Annotated in this window: 9 protein-coding genes and 2 pseudogenes; 4 read left to right on the top strand and 7 right to left on the bottom strand. The window is 68.8% G+C overall.

Features of this window, described 5'->3' with window-relative positions; all coding sequences use genetic code 11:
* The first annotated feature begins 57 nt into the window (after positions 1-57).
* Together ACGFWI_RS05545 and ACGFWI_RS05540 are read left to right on the top strand one after the other, a co-directional pair.
* Positions 58-2,832, top strand: a complete 2,775-nt coding sequence (locus ACGFWI_RS05545; RefSeq protein ID WP_393904603.1) for a SpoIIE family protein phosphatase — start codon at positions 58-60, stop codon at positions 2,830-2,832.
* Positions 2,833-3,192: 360 nt separating this feature from the next.
* Entirely contained in the window at positions 3,193-4,407 is a 1,215-nt protein-coding gene (locus ACGFWI_RS05540; protein ID WP_393904602.1) for an ABC transporter substrate-binding protein, read from the top strand.
* 71 nt (positions 4,408-4,478) lie between these two features.
* Here the strand turns inward: ACGFWI_RS05540 and ACGFWI_RS05535 are convergent, their stop codons facing one another.
* The 5 genes and pseudogenes from ACGFWI_RS05535 to ACGFWI_RS05515 all read right to left on the bottom strand — a co-directional run.
* The gene (locus ACGFWI_RS05535) at positions 4,479-4,769 is read right to left on the bottom strand and encodes a muconolactone Delta-isomerase family protein (protein ID WP_393904601.1); all 291 of its coding nucleotides are present in this window, start codon (positions 4,767-4,769) and stop codon (positions 4,479-4,481) included.
* Between the two features lie 186 nt (positions 4,770-4,955).
* A complete protein-coding gene (locus tag ACGFWI_RS05530; RefSeq protein WP_393904600.1) occupies positions 4,956-5,327 on the bottom strand; it encodes an SgcJ/EcaC family oxidoreductase in 372 nt (123 codons plus the stop codon).
* A 67-nt stretch (positions 5,328-5,394) separates the two neighbouring features.
* The gene (locus ACGFWI_RS05525; protein WP_393904599.1) at positions 5,395-6,108 is read right to left on the bottom strand and encodes an SDR family NAD(P)-dependent oxidoreductase; all 714 of its coding nucleotides are present in this window, start codon (positions 6,106-6,108) and stop codon (positions 5,395-5,397) included.
* 265 nt (positions 6,109-6,373) lie between these two features.
* Positions 6,374-7,456 carry an alpha/beta fold hydrolase gene (locus ACGFWI_RS05520; RefSeq protein ID WP_393904598.1) on the bottom strand — a complete coding sequence of 361 codons (1,083 nt, stop codon included), beginning with the start codon at positions 7,454-7,456 and terminating at the stop codon, positions 6,374-6,376.
* Positions 7,453-7,755 (bottom strand): annotated as a pseudogene (locus ACGFWI_RS05515) (hypothetical protein); the annotation flags it as partial. The gene ACGFWI_RS05520 and the pseudogene ACGFWI_RS05515, both read right to left, overlap by 4 nt.
* 475 nt (positions 7,756-8,230) lie before the next feature.
* Between ACGFWI_RS05515 and rph the strand changes: the two are divergent.
* Positions 8,231-10,846, top strand: coding sequence for a rifamycin-inactivating phosphotransferase (gene rph / locus ACGFWI_RS05510; RefSeq protein WP_393904661.1), 2,616 nt, complete (start codon positions 8,231-8,233; stop codon positions 10,844-10,846).
* A 433-nt stretch (positions 10,847-11,279) separates the two neighbouring features.
* Here rph and cpt read toward each other — a convergent pair whose 3' ends face one another.
* A complete protein-coding gene (cpt, locus tag ACGFWI_RS05505) occupies positions 11,280-11,813 on the bottom strand; it encodes a chloramphenicol phosphotransferase CPT (protein ID WP_393904597.1) in 534 nt (177 codons plus the stop codon).
* Between the two features lie 448 nt (positions 11,814-12,261).
* On the opposite strand from cpt, the pseudogene ACGFWI_RS05500 reads away from it, so the two are divergent.
* Positions 12,262-12,396 (top strand): annotated as a pseudogene (locus tag ACGFWI_RS05500) (EstA family serine hydrolase); the annotation flags it as partial.
* A gap of 145 nt (positions 12,397-12,541) precedes the next feature.
* Here the strand turns inward: ACGFWI_RS05500 and ACGFWI_RS05495 are convergent.
* Positions 12,542-13,081 carry a hypothetical protein gene (locus ACGFWI_RS05495; protein ID WP_393904596.1) on the bottom strand — a complete coding sequence of 180 codons (540 nt, stop codon included), beginning with the start codon at positions 13,079-13,081 and terminating at the stop codon, positions 12,542-12,544.
* Between the last annotated feature and the right edge of the window lie 446 nt (positions 13,082-13,527).

Here is a 13,527-nt window from a genome sequence, read left to right as displayed (position 1 = left end):
TCGGGTCGTTTCCGGCGTTGGCTGAGCCGCGCACCCGGCCGTTCCGTCTCTCCGGGCGTGGCCCCTGCCGGGAGCGGCACCGGCGACCGGCAGGACGAACGCCCTGTGGGGGCCGGAGATCCCCAGCGCATACGGCGCTCGTTGACCACGCGCAGCGTCGCCCGGGAGGTCTTCCTCCTCCAGCTGGTGCTCGTGGTGCTGCTCGTCGCGGCGGCAGTGGTGGCCCTCGTCGTCCAGACCCAGCGGGACACCATGACCGACGCCCGGCACCGGACGATCGCCGCCGCTGAGTCCTTCGCGCACTCCTGGGGGCTCCAGCAGGCGCTGAACAGCGACAATCCGACCGCGAAGCTCCAGCCGCTCACCGAGGCGGCCCGGAAGGCCTCCGGCGTCGACGCCATCATCGTCTACAAGCTCGACGGGATCACCCTCACCCACAGCGACCCGGGGCAGATCGGCAAGCACGTCATCGGCCCCTATGCCGACGCCGCCCGGGGCAAGCCCTTCACCAGGACCTTCCAGGGCGCCCTGGGCCTCTCCGTGATCTCTGCAGCCCCCGTCAAGGACTCCTCGGGCAAGGTCGTCGCCATCGTCGCCGCACCGGTCACGGTGGAGAAGGTGCAGAAATCGGTCAACCGGCAGCTGCCCATCTTCCTGGGCACCGCAGTCGGGGCCCTGGCACTCGCCGCAGGCGGCGCGGGGCTGGTGAGCCGTCGGCTGCGTCGGCAGACCCACGGTCTGGGACCGGCCGAGATGACCCGGATGTACGAGCATCACGATGCGGTCCTGCACGCGGTACGGGAGGGCGTCCTCATCGTCGGCCGCGACGGGCGGCTGCTGTTGGCCAATGACGAGGCACGGCGGCTGCTGGACCTGCCGGCGGACGCGGAGGGACGCCATGTCGGCGACCTGGGGCTGGACCACCGCACCGCCGAGCTGCTGGCGTCGGACCGGAGCGCCACCGACGAGGTGCACCTGGCCCAGGACAGACTGCTCGCCGTCAACAAGCGGTCCACCACCCCCTACGGATCCCACCAGGGAAGCGTGGTGACCCTGCGCGACACCACCGAACTGAGGTGGCTGTCGGGGCGCGCCGAGGTGGCGCGGGAGCGGTTGAGACTCCTCTACGACGCCGGGCTACGGATCGGCTCCACGCTGAATGTCGTGCGCACTGCCGAGGAACTGGCGCAGGTGGCGGTCCCCCGGTTCGCCGACATCGTCACCGTCGAGCTGCTGGACCCGGTCCTGAAGGGCGAGGAGCCTGCCGTGTCGGGTACCGAGCTGCGCCGGACCGCCATCGCCGGCCTGGCGGCGGACCATCCGCTCTACCCCGTCGGCGAGCTGATCCGCTTCGCCCCGGGCACCCCGATGGCGCCGAGTATGGACCAGGTCCGCTCCGTGGTGGAGCCAGACCTGGCCGGCTCTCCCGCCTGGCGGTCCCAGGACCCGGAACGCGCCCGACGCATCCTGGACCACGGGGTGCACTCCTTGGCGGTCGTACCGCTGCGCGCCCGGGGGGTGGTGCTGGGACTGGTTGACTTCTGGCGGTCGGGGAGCTCCCCTCCATTCGACGACGAGGACCTGTCCTTCGCCGAGGAACTGGCAGGGCGGGCCGCGGTGGGGATCGACAACGCCCGGCGCTACACCCGCGAGCGCACGATGGCGATGACGCTCCAGCGCAGCCTGATGCCCCGCGGCCTGCCCGACCAGGACGCCCTGGAGGTGGCGCACCGCTATCTCCCCGCCCAGGCGGGGGTGGGCGGGGACTGGTTCGACGTCATCCCGCTGCCCGGCGCCCGGGTGGCGCTGGTCGTCGGCGACGTGGTCGGACACGGTCTGCATGCGGCGGCCACCATGGGCCGGCTGCGCATCGCCGTGCACAACTTCTCGGCCCTGGACCTCTCCCCCGACGAGCTGCTGGGCCACCTGGACGAGCTGGTGACCCACCTCGACGTCCAGGACGAGGACACCGACGAGGGACCGACGATCACCGGCGCCACCTGTCTGTACGTCGTTTATGACTCCGTCTCCGGGCACGTCACCGCGGCCACGGCCGGCCATCTGCCGCCGGCCGTGGCCTACCCGGACGGGAGCGTGGAGTTCCTGCACCCGCCGGTTTCCCCGCCGCTGGGTCTGGGCACCGGCCTGCCCTTCGAGACCGCTGAGCTCTCGCTGCCGGAGGGCTCCCGGCTGGTGCTCTACACAGATGGGCTGGTCGAGAACCGCAGCCGCGACGTGGACGCGGGACTGGAAGCACTGCATGCGGCCCTCACCGGACCGGACCGTACGCCGGAGGACACCTGCGCCACCGTCTTGCAAACGCTGCTGCCCGCCAGGTCCACCGACGACGTCGCGCTGCTGGTGGCCCGGCTCCGGCGGCTGGACCCGGCCCATGTCGCCGAGTGGGACGTGCCCCGCGACCCGGCGGCGGTGGGCCCGGTCCGCAACGCCTGCGTCCGCCAGTTGACGGACTGGGGTCTGCAGCACATCGCCTACGGCACCGAGCTCATCCTCAGCGAACTGATCACCAACGCCATTCGCTATGGCGTCGAGCCCATCCACGTGCGGCTCCTGCACACCCGCAGCACCCTGATCTCGGAGGTCTCCGACGGCAGCAGCACCTCCCCGCACATCCGCCAGGCGAAGGCCACCGACGAGGACGGCCGCGGCCTCTTCCTCGTCGCGCAGTTCGCCGAACACTGGGGCACCCGCTACTCCCCCAGGGGCAAGACGATCTGGGCCGCTCAGCCGGTCGGCCCCGACGCCGTGAACTCGGAAGAGGAGCTGCGGGAGCATCTCCTGAACCATTGGGAGCAGCGCGGGGAGTGGTGAGGCCGCGGCTGTGGTGAGGCCGCGGCCCGGCGCCTCGCGCCCGGCAACGAGCGTGGTGCCTCCCTACGCGCGTGGTGCCTACTCGCCGCTATGACCTGGCCCGACCACCGTCCTGCCAGAGGCGCGCAATGGCGCGGAGTACGCTGGTTTGGACCATTTCTGAGAGAAGCTCGGGCGGTGACCCGTCGCGGCGGGGTGGCGCCAGGACCGCCCGCGTGACAAGCGTCGGCGGCCCTGCGGGAGTGCCGAGGACGCCCGCTCGGCCAGCCTGCGAGGCCGTCGGCGTTCCGCCCCACCTCCTGGCGGGCGCCGTCCTTGGCGATGGGGCCGCTGTACGAGCCATGTGACCCGCACCGTGTCATGGCTTGCCCTGGTCCGCGTCCGCCACCCGCCCGGCGGACCGCTCCCCCACCTGGCCCTGTTGGAGGCGCCGTGGCTACACATCATCGAGTCCGCGCAGGCGCTCTCCTGTGCTGTCTCGGCCTTGCGACGCTCGGTCTCGGTGGGTGCGAGGAAGGGAGAACCACCCGGCCGGTCGCGCCCTCCCGGGCCGGGTCCGCCGCGGAGGTGGGCGGGACGGCGGCACTGATCAAGGCGGCGAAGAAGGAGGGCAGGCTCAACACGATCGCGCTGCCGCGCCAGTGGGCGAGCTACGGCGGGCTGATCGACGGCTTCGAGAAGAAGTACGGCATCAAGGTCGTCGTCGACAATCCGTATGGCCACAGCCGCCAGGAGATCGATGCGGCGAAGCGCTACCGTGGCCAGAAGCGCGCCCCCGACGTGCTCGACATCGGGGATTCCTTCGCCCAGTCCGCGGCGCGGCAGAACCTGCTGGCCCCCTACCGGGTCGCGCCGTTCGACCAGATCCCACCGGAGCAGAAGGACTCCAAGGCCCGCTGGTACAACAACTACGGCGGCTACATCTCCATCGGCTGCGACGACGCCCGCGTCCGGACCTGCCCCGACTCCTTCGCAGATCTGCTCCAGCCGGCGTACAAGGGCATGGTCGCGATGCACGGCGAACCCACGAGCGCGGGATCGGCCTTCGCCGCCGTGTACGCGGCGGCGCTCGCCAACGGAGGGTCGTTCGACAACATCCAGCCGGGCATCGACTTCTTCGCCCGGCTCGACAAGGTCGGCAACTACAACCGGGCCGACCCCAACCCGGCCGCGATCGCCAAGGGCAAGACACCGATCAGCATCGAGTGGGACTACCTCAACCTGGAACACATCGACCAGCTCCACGGGACGGGCGTGCACTGGAAGGTCTCCATTCCCTTCGACGGCAGCTTCTCGCAGTACTACGCGCAGGCGATCAACAAGGACGCCCCCCACCCGGCCGCGGCACGACTGTGGGAGGAGTACCTCTTCAGTCCGGAAGGCCAGAACCTCCGCCTCGTGGACTACGCCCGCCCGGTGCTGTTGGCCGCCATGGCGAAGAACGGCACACTCAACAAGGCCCTGGCCGCCCGGCTGCCGACAGTCGAGGGCACACCACAGTTCCCGAACGAGGCCCAGCTCGCCAAGGCCCTGCGCACCGTGCGGAAGAACTGGGCCAAGGCCGTCGGCAACTGACCCGTCAGCGCCGGCCACTCGGCCGCCTGCACCCTCATCTGCTACCGCAGGCTCGCCACATGAAATGGCCTCTAATGGCCCGGGTCATTCGGGTGCGGGGACAGCGGCGTCACCGTGTCGCGCCGCCACACCCGCAGGGGCATCGACACGAGCACCTGCTCCAGCTGCTCCGCGTCGTCCGCGCTGAAGAGACCCCAGGTGCGCCATTCACCAGGGGCATGCGGCGGACGCCACAGTCGCGCCAGGCTTCCCTGCGCGGCCAATTCCGCCGACCGTACCGCTTCCCGGGTCCGGATCTCCTCCACGGCCTCTTTCGACGTGCCCTCCGGAACGGTGGTCACCATGTCGACCAGGAACTCCATGAGCGGCTCTTCTCATCACGTCAGCCCCGATACCGCAAACACTAGCGTCGGCCGCAGCGTGTGGAGGATGACGTGCGGGCGCGGCGCGCCGGGCGCGCGACACAGAGTGGACCGGCACCTGCCCCACCTGCGGCCGCTCCCTGGGAAGAAGCAGATCCAGCACCTGACGAAGCACTGCTACAGGATTCAGTCGAGACGGGATACCTGGTAGTGGCTGATGTACCAGCCGTCGGTCGCGCGCTTCACCAGCGTGCTGAGATGGACGCTGAGCGTGGGCCGGTCGGTGAAGGAGAAGTCGACGCTCAGGTACCCCAGCACGAGGTCGTCGGCGAGCTGCCTCGTTTCGAGGATCCGATAAGCGGCCGTCATCCCACGGGGTTGGGACGCGTAGTAGTCGGCGACGCCCTGCCGTCCGACACTGTAGGGGTGCAGTCCCTGGAAGATCGCGTCCTCGGTGAAGAGGGAAGCGACGCGCTGGGGCTCATGTGCGTCAACGGCTGCTTTCCACCGGGCGAGGACGCCACGCAGGACCCCCTCGCTGTCTGTCGTGCTGTTCATCGAGCCTCCCTGATGACGGAATCGGGCATCGGTCTCGCGCCGCGAGCCGACGTTGGCCGTCGCAAGCTCAACGCCCCGCGCTCTGGCCGCCGTCGACGTGCAGGATCTCTCCGGTGACGAACGAGGCGTTCTCGAGGTAGACGATCGCGTCGACAACGTCGTCGACCTCGCCCATCCGGCCGAGCGGGTGCAGTGCGGCGAGGCCCTCGTACGTCGCGGCCGGGTGCATCGGCGTGCGGATGATGCCCAGCGCGACGGTGTTGACCCTGATGCCGCGCCCCGCGTACTCGATCGCCAGTGCCTTGGTGACCGCGTTCAGCCCGCCTTTGGTCAGCGACGCGAGCGCCGACGGCTGCTGCGAGTCGGCGTGGTCGACCAGGCTGGTGGAGAGGTTCACCAGATGGCCCCCGCCATCCCGCGCGAGCATGGCGGCGACTGCGCTGCGGGAGAGCTCGAAGAATCCGCGCAGATTCACCCCGGTCATGGCGTCGTAGTCCTCGTCGGTGTAGTCGGTGAACGGCTTGGCGATAAAGGTTCCGGCGTTGTTGATCAGTGTGTCGATCCGGCCGAACCGCGCCAGGGCCGCGTCGACGACCCGGGCGCCGACGCCCTGCTCGGCCACGTCTCCGCGGACGGCCAGTACCCCGGCGTCGCTGGATTCGCCGATGGTGCGAGAGATCGCGGCGACCCCGTACCCGAGCGCGCGGTACGCGGTGACGAGCGCGGCGCCGATGCCGTGGGAAGCACCGGTGATGACGGCGGCCTTCTGTACGGCCTTCACCGGAGGGAGGCCGACCGCTCGCGGCCGGCCGCGAGGAGTCCCGCTCCCACGATGCCGCCGGCGGCGCTGATGAGGCCGAGCGTAAGGGCAGCGCCCGTTCTGGCGAGGGACGACATCACAGCAGCTCTCCTTCGCAGCACGGGCGAGATGTCTGCCAGCCTCCCCGGGCTGCGCCGAACGCGCGCTCGTGGAGGAGCAGTTGGGCGGATTGCTACGCCCATTCAGGTGCCGTCGGTGGATTTACGGTTCAGAAGAGGCCGGCGTGTCACTTGGAGTGATTTCGCTCGGGTGCGCGGAAATGGTCGACGTCCACGACGGCCTGCGCGAAGGCTTTGGGGGCTTCCTGGGGCACGTTGTGGCCGATGCCCTGCAGAGTGCGGTGCGCGTATCGGCCGGTGAACTTGTCGCGATAGGAGGAGCCGCCGCCCGCAGGTGTGAAGGGATCTGCCGCGCCGTCAAGGGTGAGGGTGGGCACGGTGATGACAGGGCTTTGGGCCAGGCGCCTTTCGAGGCCGTCGTACCGTGGGTCGCCCTGGGCCAGGCTCAGCCGCCAGCGATAATTGTGGATCACGATGCTGACGTAATCGGGATTGCTGAATGCTGCCGCGGTGCGATCGAATGTGGCAGCATCAAAATTCCAGGTCGGGGAGTTGAACTTCCAGATCAACTTCGCCAGATCATGCCGGTTCTGCTCCAGGCCGAGCCGGCCTCTTTCCGTGGCGAAGTAGAACTGATACCACCACGCCCATTCGGCCTTCGGCGGCAACGGCTTCTTATTGGCTTCACGGTTCGTGATCAGATAGCCGGTCACGGAGACCAGGCCCTTGACCCGCTCCGGCCAGAGTGCCGCGATGATGTCCGCCGTCCGTGATCCCCAGTCGTACCCGGCGAGGATCGCCTTGTCGATCCGCAATGCGTCCATCAAAGCGATGATGTCGAGAGCGAATACCGACTGCTGTGCGTTGCGGAACGTCTTGCTCGAAAGAAAACGCGTCGTGCCATGGCCACGCAGATACGGGACGATGACGCGGTAGCCCTTCGCCGCCAGCAAAGGCGCGACAGCGGCATAGCTGTGAATGTCGTAGGGCCAGCCGTGCAGCAGAATGACCGCGGGGCCATGGGCCGGGCCTGCCTCAGCGTATCCAACATTCAGGACGCCGGCCCTGACCTGCTTCAATGGGCCGAAAGGCGATTCCTTCCCCGGCTCTTCCCTCCCCTGGGCGATCGTCGGCGGACCCTGATCGTTGTCATTGGGCACGGCCTTCGAGCATGCCCAGGAAAGGCCGGCAGCTGAAGCCACGGCCGCTCCCGTACCGAGGACCTTTCCGAAGGTTCGCCTGCTGATCATCCGAAATCTTCCCGTGAAGCCGCGGCCACCAGGCACCCGGGTTCGTCATGGGTGAATACACGAAATCCCCTACCCGGTCCGGCACCCCTCACCTCGCCGATCACGCGAATGCCAGGCCATCGGGTCGACGTGGCTGGTCGGCCTGGGTTCGGCAGGGCCTGGAGCCGGTCCATGGCGTTGGTGAGCACGCTGGTCCAGGGCCATCGGGTGGGGAAGCGGAGCCAGTGGCGGCGGCCGGTGTGTACGAGCGGTGCGGCGGCGGAGAACAGCCGGAACCGGAGCCATTCGGGGTCCCACTTGGCGGTCGCCGTGGCTCACATCGGCCGGCACCTAACGGCGCGCCACCGCTTCGCGAGAAGCTTGTCCGTTCCAGCGGACGCCAAAAAGCAAAGGCAAGGAGATTTCTCTCCCTGCCACTACCAAGCTATAGCGCACTGGGGGGCTTGCGGCAAGGCCCGGGTCGGGGCGCAGAATCGTCGGCCGAGGCCACAACCTGCGGAAATGGGGGCAGTACGTGCGTGTGTTGTTGTCGACGTATGGGGGACGCGGTGACGTCGAATCAGGGGTGGGACCGGCAGTGCGGTGGCGCGCGCTCGGGGCGGAGGTGCGGGTGGGCGCGCCGCCCGGCTGGGCGGTGTGGCCGGCCGGCTCGTCAGAGGGAAGGCAGCCAGAGATGAGGACGTGCCTGGCAAGAGGTTCGGCAGGGCTGAAGGCGCCGGTGATTCGATCGGCCACCGCAGCGCAACGGAGCACGGCTGCCTCGGAGGTATCGCAGTGATCGAGCAGTACGTGTTGGGTCTTCAAGAGGTTGACGAGACGCAGGTCGCGGTCGTTGGCGGCAAGGGCGCGCACCTGGGCGGGCTGTCGCGGATCGAAGGCATCCGCGTGCCGGGGGGCTTTTGCGTGACGACGGACGCCTTCCGGCGGATCATGGCGGAAGCGCCGTCGATCGACGAGCGGCTCGATCAGCTGTCGCGCGTGAACCCGGACGACCGGGAGGCGATCCGCACACTCAGCGCGCAGATCCGCCGGACCATCGAAGGGATTGCCCTCCCGGGCGATCTCGCGGCGGCGATCACCCGCGCGCTCGCCCAGCTCGGCGAGCAAGCCGCCTACGCCGTCCGGTCCAGCGCGACGGCAGAGGACCTGCCGACGGCCTCCTTCGCCGGCCAGCAGGACACGTACCTGAACGTCGTGGGATCGACGGCGATCCTCCAGCACGTCAGCCGGTGCTGGGCCTCGCTGTTCACCGAGCGGGCCGTGACCTACCGCCGGCGGAACGGCATCGACCACCGTACGGTCCACATGGCCGTGGTCGTGCAGCAGATGGTCTTCCCGCATGCGGCCGGCATCCTGTTCACGGCCGACCCCGTCACGGGCAACCGGAAGGTCGCCACCGTGGACGCCGGCTTCGGCCTCGGCGAGGCCCTGGTCTCCGGCCTGGCGAACCCGGACGTCTTCAAGGTGCGACACGGCGAAGTCGTCGACAGGGCGATCGCCGCCAAACAGCGTGCCGTTCAGGCCCTGCCGGCCGGCGGTACGCAGGAAGTGGCGATCGCCTCGCAGGAGCAGGAGCAGCCGGCGCTGACGGATGCGCAGGTCGTGCGGCTCGTGCAGCTCGGGCGGCGGATCGAAGCGCACTTCGGCCGCCCGCAGGACATCGAATGGTGCCTGGCCGACGACGGCTTCCAGATCGTTCAGAGCCGGCCGATCACGACGCTGTTCCCCATCCCGGAGACCGGCGACCAGGAGAATCACCTCTACGTCTCCGTCGGCCACCAGCAGATGATGACCGACCCCATGAAGCCCCTCGGGCTCTCCGTCTGGCAGCTGACGGCCATGGTGCCGATGCACACGGCCGGCGGGAGGCTGTTCGTCGACGTCACCCGGCGCCTGTCCTCGCCCGCGAGCCGCGCCGGCCTCCTGGACCTCGTGGGGAGAGGCGATCCGCTGGTCAGGGACGCCCTGGAGACCGTCCTCGACCGTGACGATTTCATCCCGTCGCTCCCGGACACGGGTCCCGGCGGGCCGCCGGCCGGCGGTGCGTCCGCCCCGACCGAGACCGATCCGGCCATCGTCACCGAGCTGATCGAGCGCAGCCGGGTGTCCATCGCCGCCCTGGAACGCGACATCCGGACGAAGACCGGACCGGCCCTGTTCGACTTCCTGCTGGCGGCCTTCGAAGAGCACAAGACAGTCCTCAGTGATCCGCTGAACCTTCAGGCGATCATGGCGGGGATGGAGGCCACATGGTGGCTCAACGACAAGCTGCAGGAGTGGCTGGGCGAGAAGAACGCGGCTGACACGCTCACGCTGTCCGCCCCCGACAACGTCACGTCGGAGATGGGACTGGCGCTGCTCGACGTCGCGGACGTGATCCGCCCGCAGTCGGAGGTGGTGGCGTTCCTGCAGGGCGTCGAGGGCGTCGAATACGTCGAATACACGGCCTTCCTGGACGAGTTGGCGAAGCGCGCGGGCGGGAGCGAAGCGCGCGACGCCATCGAGGCCTACCTCGACCGGTACGGCATGCGCTGCGTCGGCGAGATCGACATCACGAGGCCGCGTTGGCGCGAGCGCCCCACCACGCTGGTGCCCGTGATCCTCGACAACGTCAGGAACTTCGAACCGGGCGCCGCCGAGCGGCGCTTCGAGCAGGGGCGGCAGAAGGCGCAGAAGAAGGAACAGGACGTGCTGTCACGCTTGCGGGCCCTGCCGGACGGCGACCGGAAAGCCGACCAGGCCAAGCGGATGATCGACCAGGTCAGAACCTTCATCGGGTACCGGGAGTACCCGAAGTACGGCATCGTCAGCCGCTACTTGGTCTACAAGCAGGCCCTGCTGAAGGAGGCCGAGCGCCTCGTGCAGGCAGGCGTGCTTCCTGAAAAGGAGGACATCTTCTTCCTCACGTTCCAGGAACTCCACGACGTCGTGCGCTCGAACCAGGTGGATGACCGGCTCATCCAGCAGCGCAAGGACGCGTTCCGGTCGTACCACGCGCTCACCCCGCCCCGAGTGCTCACATCGGATGGTGAGGCCGTCACCGGGACTTACCGGCGCGACGACGTGCCGGCCGGCGCCCTGACCGGCCTACCGGTTTCCGCCGGGACCATCGAAGGAAGGGCCCGCGTCATCCTTGACATGGCGGAGGCCGATCTCGAAGCGGGCGACATCCTGGTCACGACCTTCACGGACCCCAGCTGGTCGCCGCTGTTCGTCGGAATCGCGGGCCTGGTGACGGAGGTGGGCGGCCTGATGACCCATGGCGCAGTGATCGCCCGGGAGTACGGCCTGCCGGCCGTCGTGGGCGTGGAGCAGGCCACCCGGCTGATCCGGGACGGGCAGCGGATCCGCGTGCACGGAACCGACGGGTACGTAGAGATCCTGCTCTGACCGACCACACCGAGAAGCCCCATCCGTAGCTTCCGACTGAACAACGCCAAGCAGTTGATGACCACCCCACGACCGCCGCCCGCAACCCGGACACGCGGACACGACCCGTTTCTGTTCTTCACCTGGGAAGTGCCTCTTCCGCTATCACGTACCTATCGTTGCAGCTCAGAGGCACTTTCTACGTTCTCGAACACCTACCGGACAGCACCCCTCGTGACAGCCCGAGGCTAGAAGCACCACTGAACTTGATCGGGCGCTGTCGGAGTCGTTCGCCTGACGACGGTGGGTCCGCCGGAGCCGCCTCGGGCACACACCGGTCGTCAGCGTGCGCGGCCGGAGACCCACCAACATGCCTACAGGCGTTCCGGATGCTGACCGCGATGACCCGCGCCAGTGCAGTTGCAGGCCAGGAGGCTGGGAGCAGATCCGTCGATCACCCGACCTGTGCGGCGATGGTTCGCGCACACACCAGGGACTCGGTGTGCGTGGTGTCCACCTCCAGGTCATAGATCACGCCCTCGTGAACCCGATGTGCCTGCGACGCGGCCATTCCCTGGACCCGATCTCCCCGTGCGACCTCACGGTCGGCGGCTACCGCACTCTCACACCTGACGCCGACCCACAGCACGGCCAACCCGCCAAGAGCCTTCTGCCACCGCTGCTGGGACTCCGCTCCGCCGAGGAAAACCTCATCAATGATGACCCGGGCGCCTGCACGGGCCATCGCCACGACGCCTTCCATCCAGGCTGCCTCCAGCACCCGGAAGTCCGGCCCGACGCTCACCCCGCCGTCCGCGTCGAACTCGATCCCCTGGTCCGACCTCTGCATCTTCGCCGGCATCGCGTCGATGAGCGAATCGACCCCGAACGCCAGCCATGGATCCGGCAGTACGGCCTGTAGGCACCGTACGATCCCGGACTTCCCCGAGCTGGAACCACCGTTGAGAATGATCATCTGAGTCGTCACCGCGCCACAATAGAGCGCCTGCCACACGGCACGAACCGAATTTCGGCTGACACTGCTCTACTGCCACAACCCGGTGCACCTTTCAGGACACGGCAGCAGCACCACGTCCTTCCGGTCCAGGGCTCCGGTGTGGTCCAGGGCGGCCGGCCGGGCACGGTGAGCGGGCACGCCGGCCACGGCCGACCGGACACAGTGCTGCGCGATACCGCCGGTCACGGCAACGTCTCAGCTCAACCATGCCGTCAGGCCCGCCCGTTGATGAACGTCCCGGCCGCCGTCACAGTCCTGGCACGCTCAGCGGCAACGTCCCGGCCCACGCCGTGGCAGGCACCGGGGCCGAACCTGCGTCGATCAGCAGCCGGGCGAGGCGGTGGGCGCACTCCGCCTCGGTCCCCGGCCGGGCCGGCCGGGTGGCCGGATGCGGCGGGGGGCCGGGTAGCCGGTGGCCGGCTCGCTCGCCTTCGGCGACGCGCGCTCGGGGCTCGCATACGGCTACACACGCCGCCGGTTCGCCTTCCCGGGCGGCGCGGCGCCGGAGAACGCCCGTCTGTCGAAGGCGGTCTACGAGGCCGCGACCGCATAACGCGGCAGGAGGAGCAGCACCGTCATCGTCCGCCCAGTAGGCAGGTTGCCGGTTCCACCCGCCTGCTGGGCAGCCGAACCGGGAGCCTGGCCCCAGCCGAGGGGCCTTCTGCCGCAGCACCAGGCTGATCGGGCGTTGAGACGCCCTACGAAGGTTCGGCCCGGCTGGTGCAGGTGAACGGCTTGTCGATCCAGTAGGTGTGGTGCTGCTCGTCGTTGACGACCGGGTACTTGGTGCTCGGATCGCAGAGCTTGTCAATCTGGGCACCGTCCGCGGAACTGATGGTGAACCAGTACTTGTTGGTGTCCGGGCCGACCTTTTGGCACTTGTAGAAGAACCCCTTCATGCCAGGACCGAACACATCACTGCGGTAGTCGGCGGCCAGCTTCTTGTTCAGGTTGATGTTGTCGCAGTCGGCCGTCATGCCCTGGACGTTGATGGTCTCGGCCGCCTCGGTCGTATATCCCTTGGCCGTGTGGATACCCGACGCCGTCCAGGTCCGCGCCGGCAAGCCGATCTGCTCGGCAATCTCGGCAAGCAACGGACTGTCGGGGGCGGCCGGCTCGGTCCGTGTCGTGCTGCTGGCGTCCGCAATGCCTACGACGACGGCGACGCCGATACCCAGAGTCGCCAGCAGAAGGGGTGCGATCCAGATCCCTTTTCGAACCAGGGGCGAGAATGTCACGTCGCGCTCCATTCCAGGCAGGCCCGGCGGGCCGACTTCCGCCCCCGGGGCTGATCGCACCCTAGGTGTCCGGGCGGGTGGCCGAAGGGATCGGCGGCCGGGTCGGGGTTCTTCTGCACCACGGTCGACCCGGACGGGCGAAACATGCACATAGTCAGATTGCGAGTGGCGTTGCCGCAGGCCAGAGAGTCTATGCCGCACGGGACGTCGTCCTGCTGAACCAGCATCGTTGCGGCGTGCGCACAGCGGGTGGTCCCCACGCGCACAGCCGGTGGTCCCCCCGGACGTGGACAAGGTGCGTCATGCCGGGGCACCCAACACACTGGTGAGTAGTGGCGGTGTTCTGCCCCACGACGAGCGCGGTGTGTCGAGGCGGATGCGCCGAGTAGACGGATGCGTCGGTCGTGCGCTGTTCGCTTACGGACGCCTCGCGACCGCCCGACCAG

It is taken from the genome of Streptomyces sp. NPDC048434 (assembly GCF_043200375.1).
GTDB lineage: Bacteria > Actinomycetota > Actinomycetes > Streptomycetales > Streptomycetaceae > Streptomyces.
This window is presented reverse-complemented; position numbering and strand designations above follow the sequence as displayed.

Coding starts and splice junctions, on each gene's coding strand:
- ACGFWI_RS05540 (WP_393904602.1), top strand. CDS start 3,193: ATGGCTTGCCCTGGTCCGCGTCCGCCACCCGCCCGGCGGACCGCTCCC.
- ACGFWI_RS05535 (WP_393904601.1), bottom strand. CDS start 4,769: ATGGAGTTCCTGGTCGACATGGTGACCACCGTTCCGGAGGGCACGTCG.
- ACGFWI_RS05530 (WP_393904600.1), bottom strand. CDS start 5,327: ATGAACAGCACGACAGACAGCGAGGGGGTCCTGCGTGGCGTCCTCGCC.
- ACGFWI_RS05520 (WP_393904598.1), bottom strand. CDS start 7,456: ATGATCAGCAGGCGAACCTTCGGAAAGGTCCTCGGTACGGGAGCGGCC.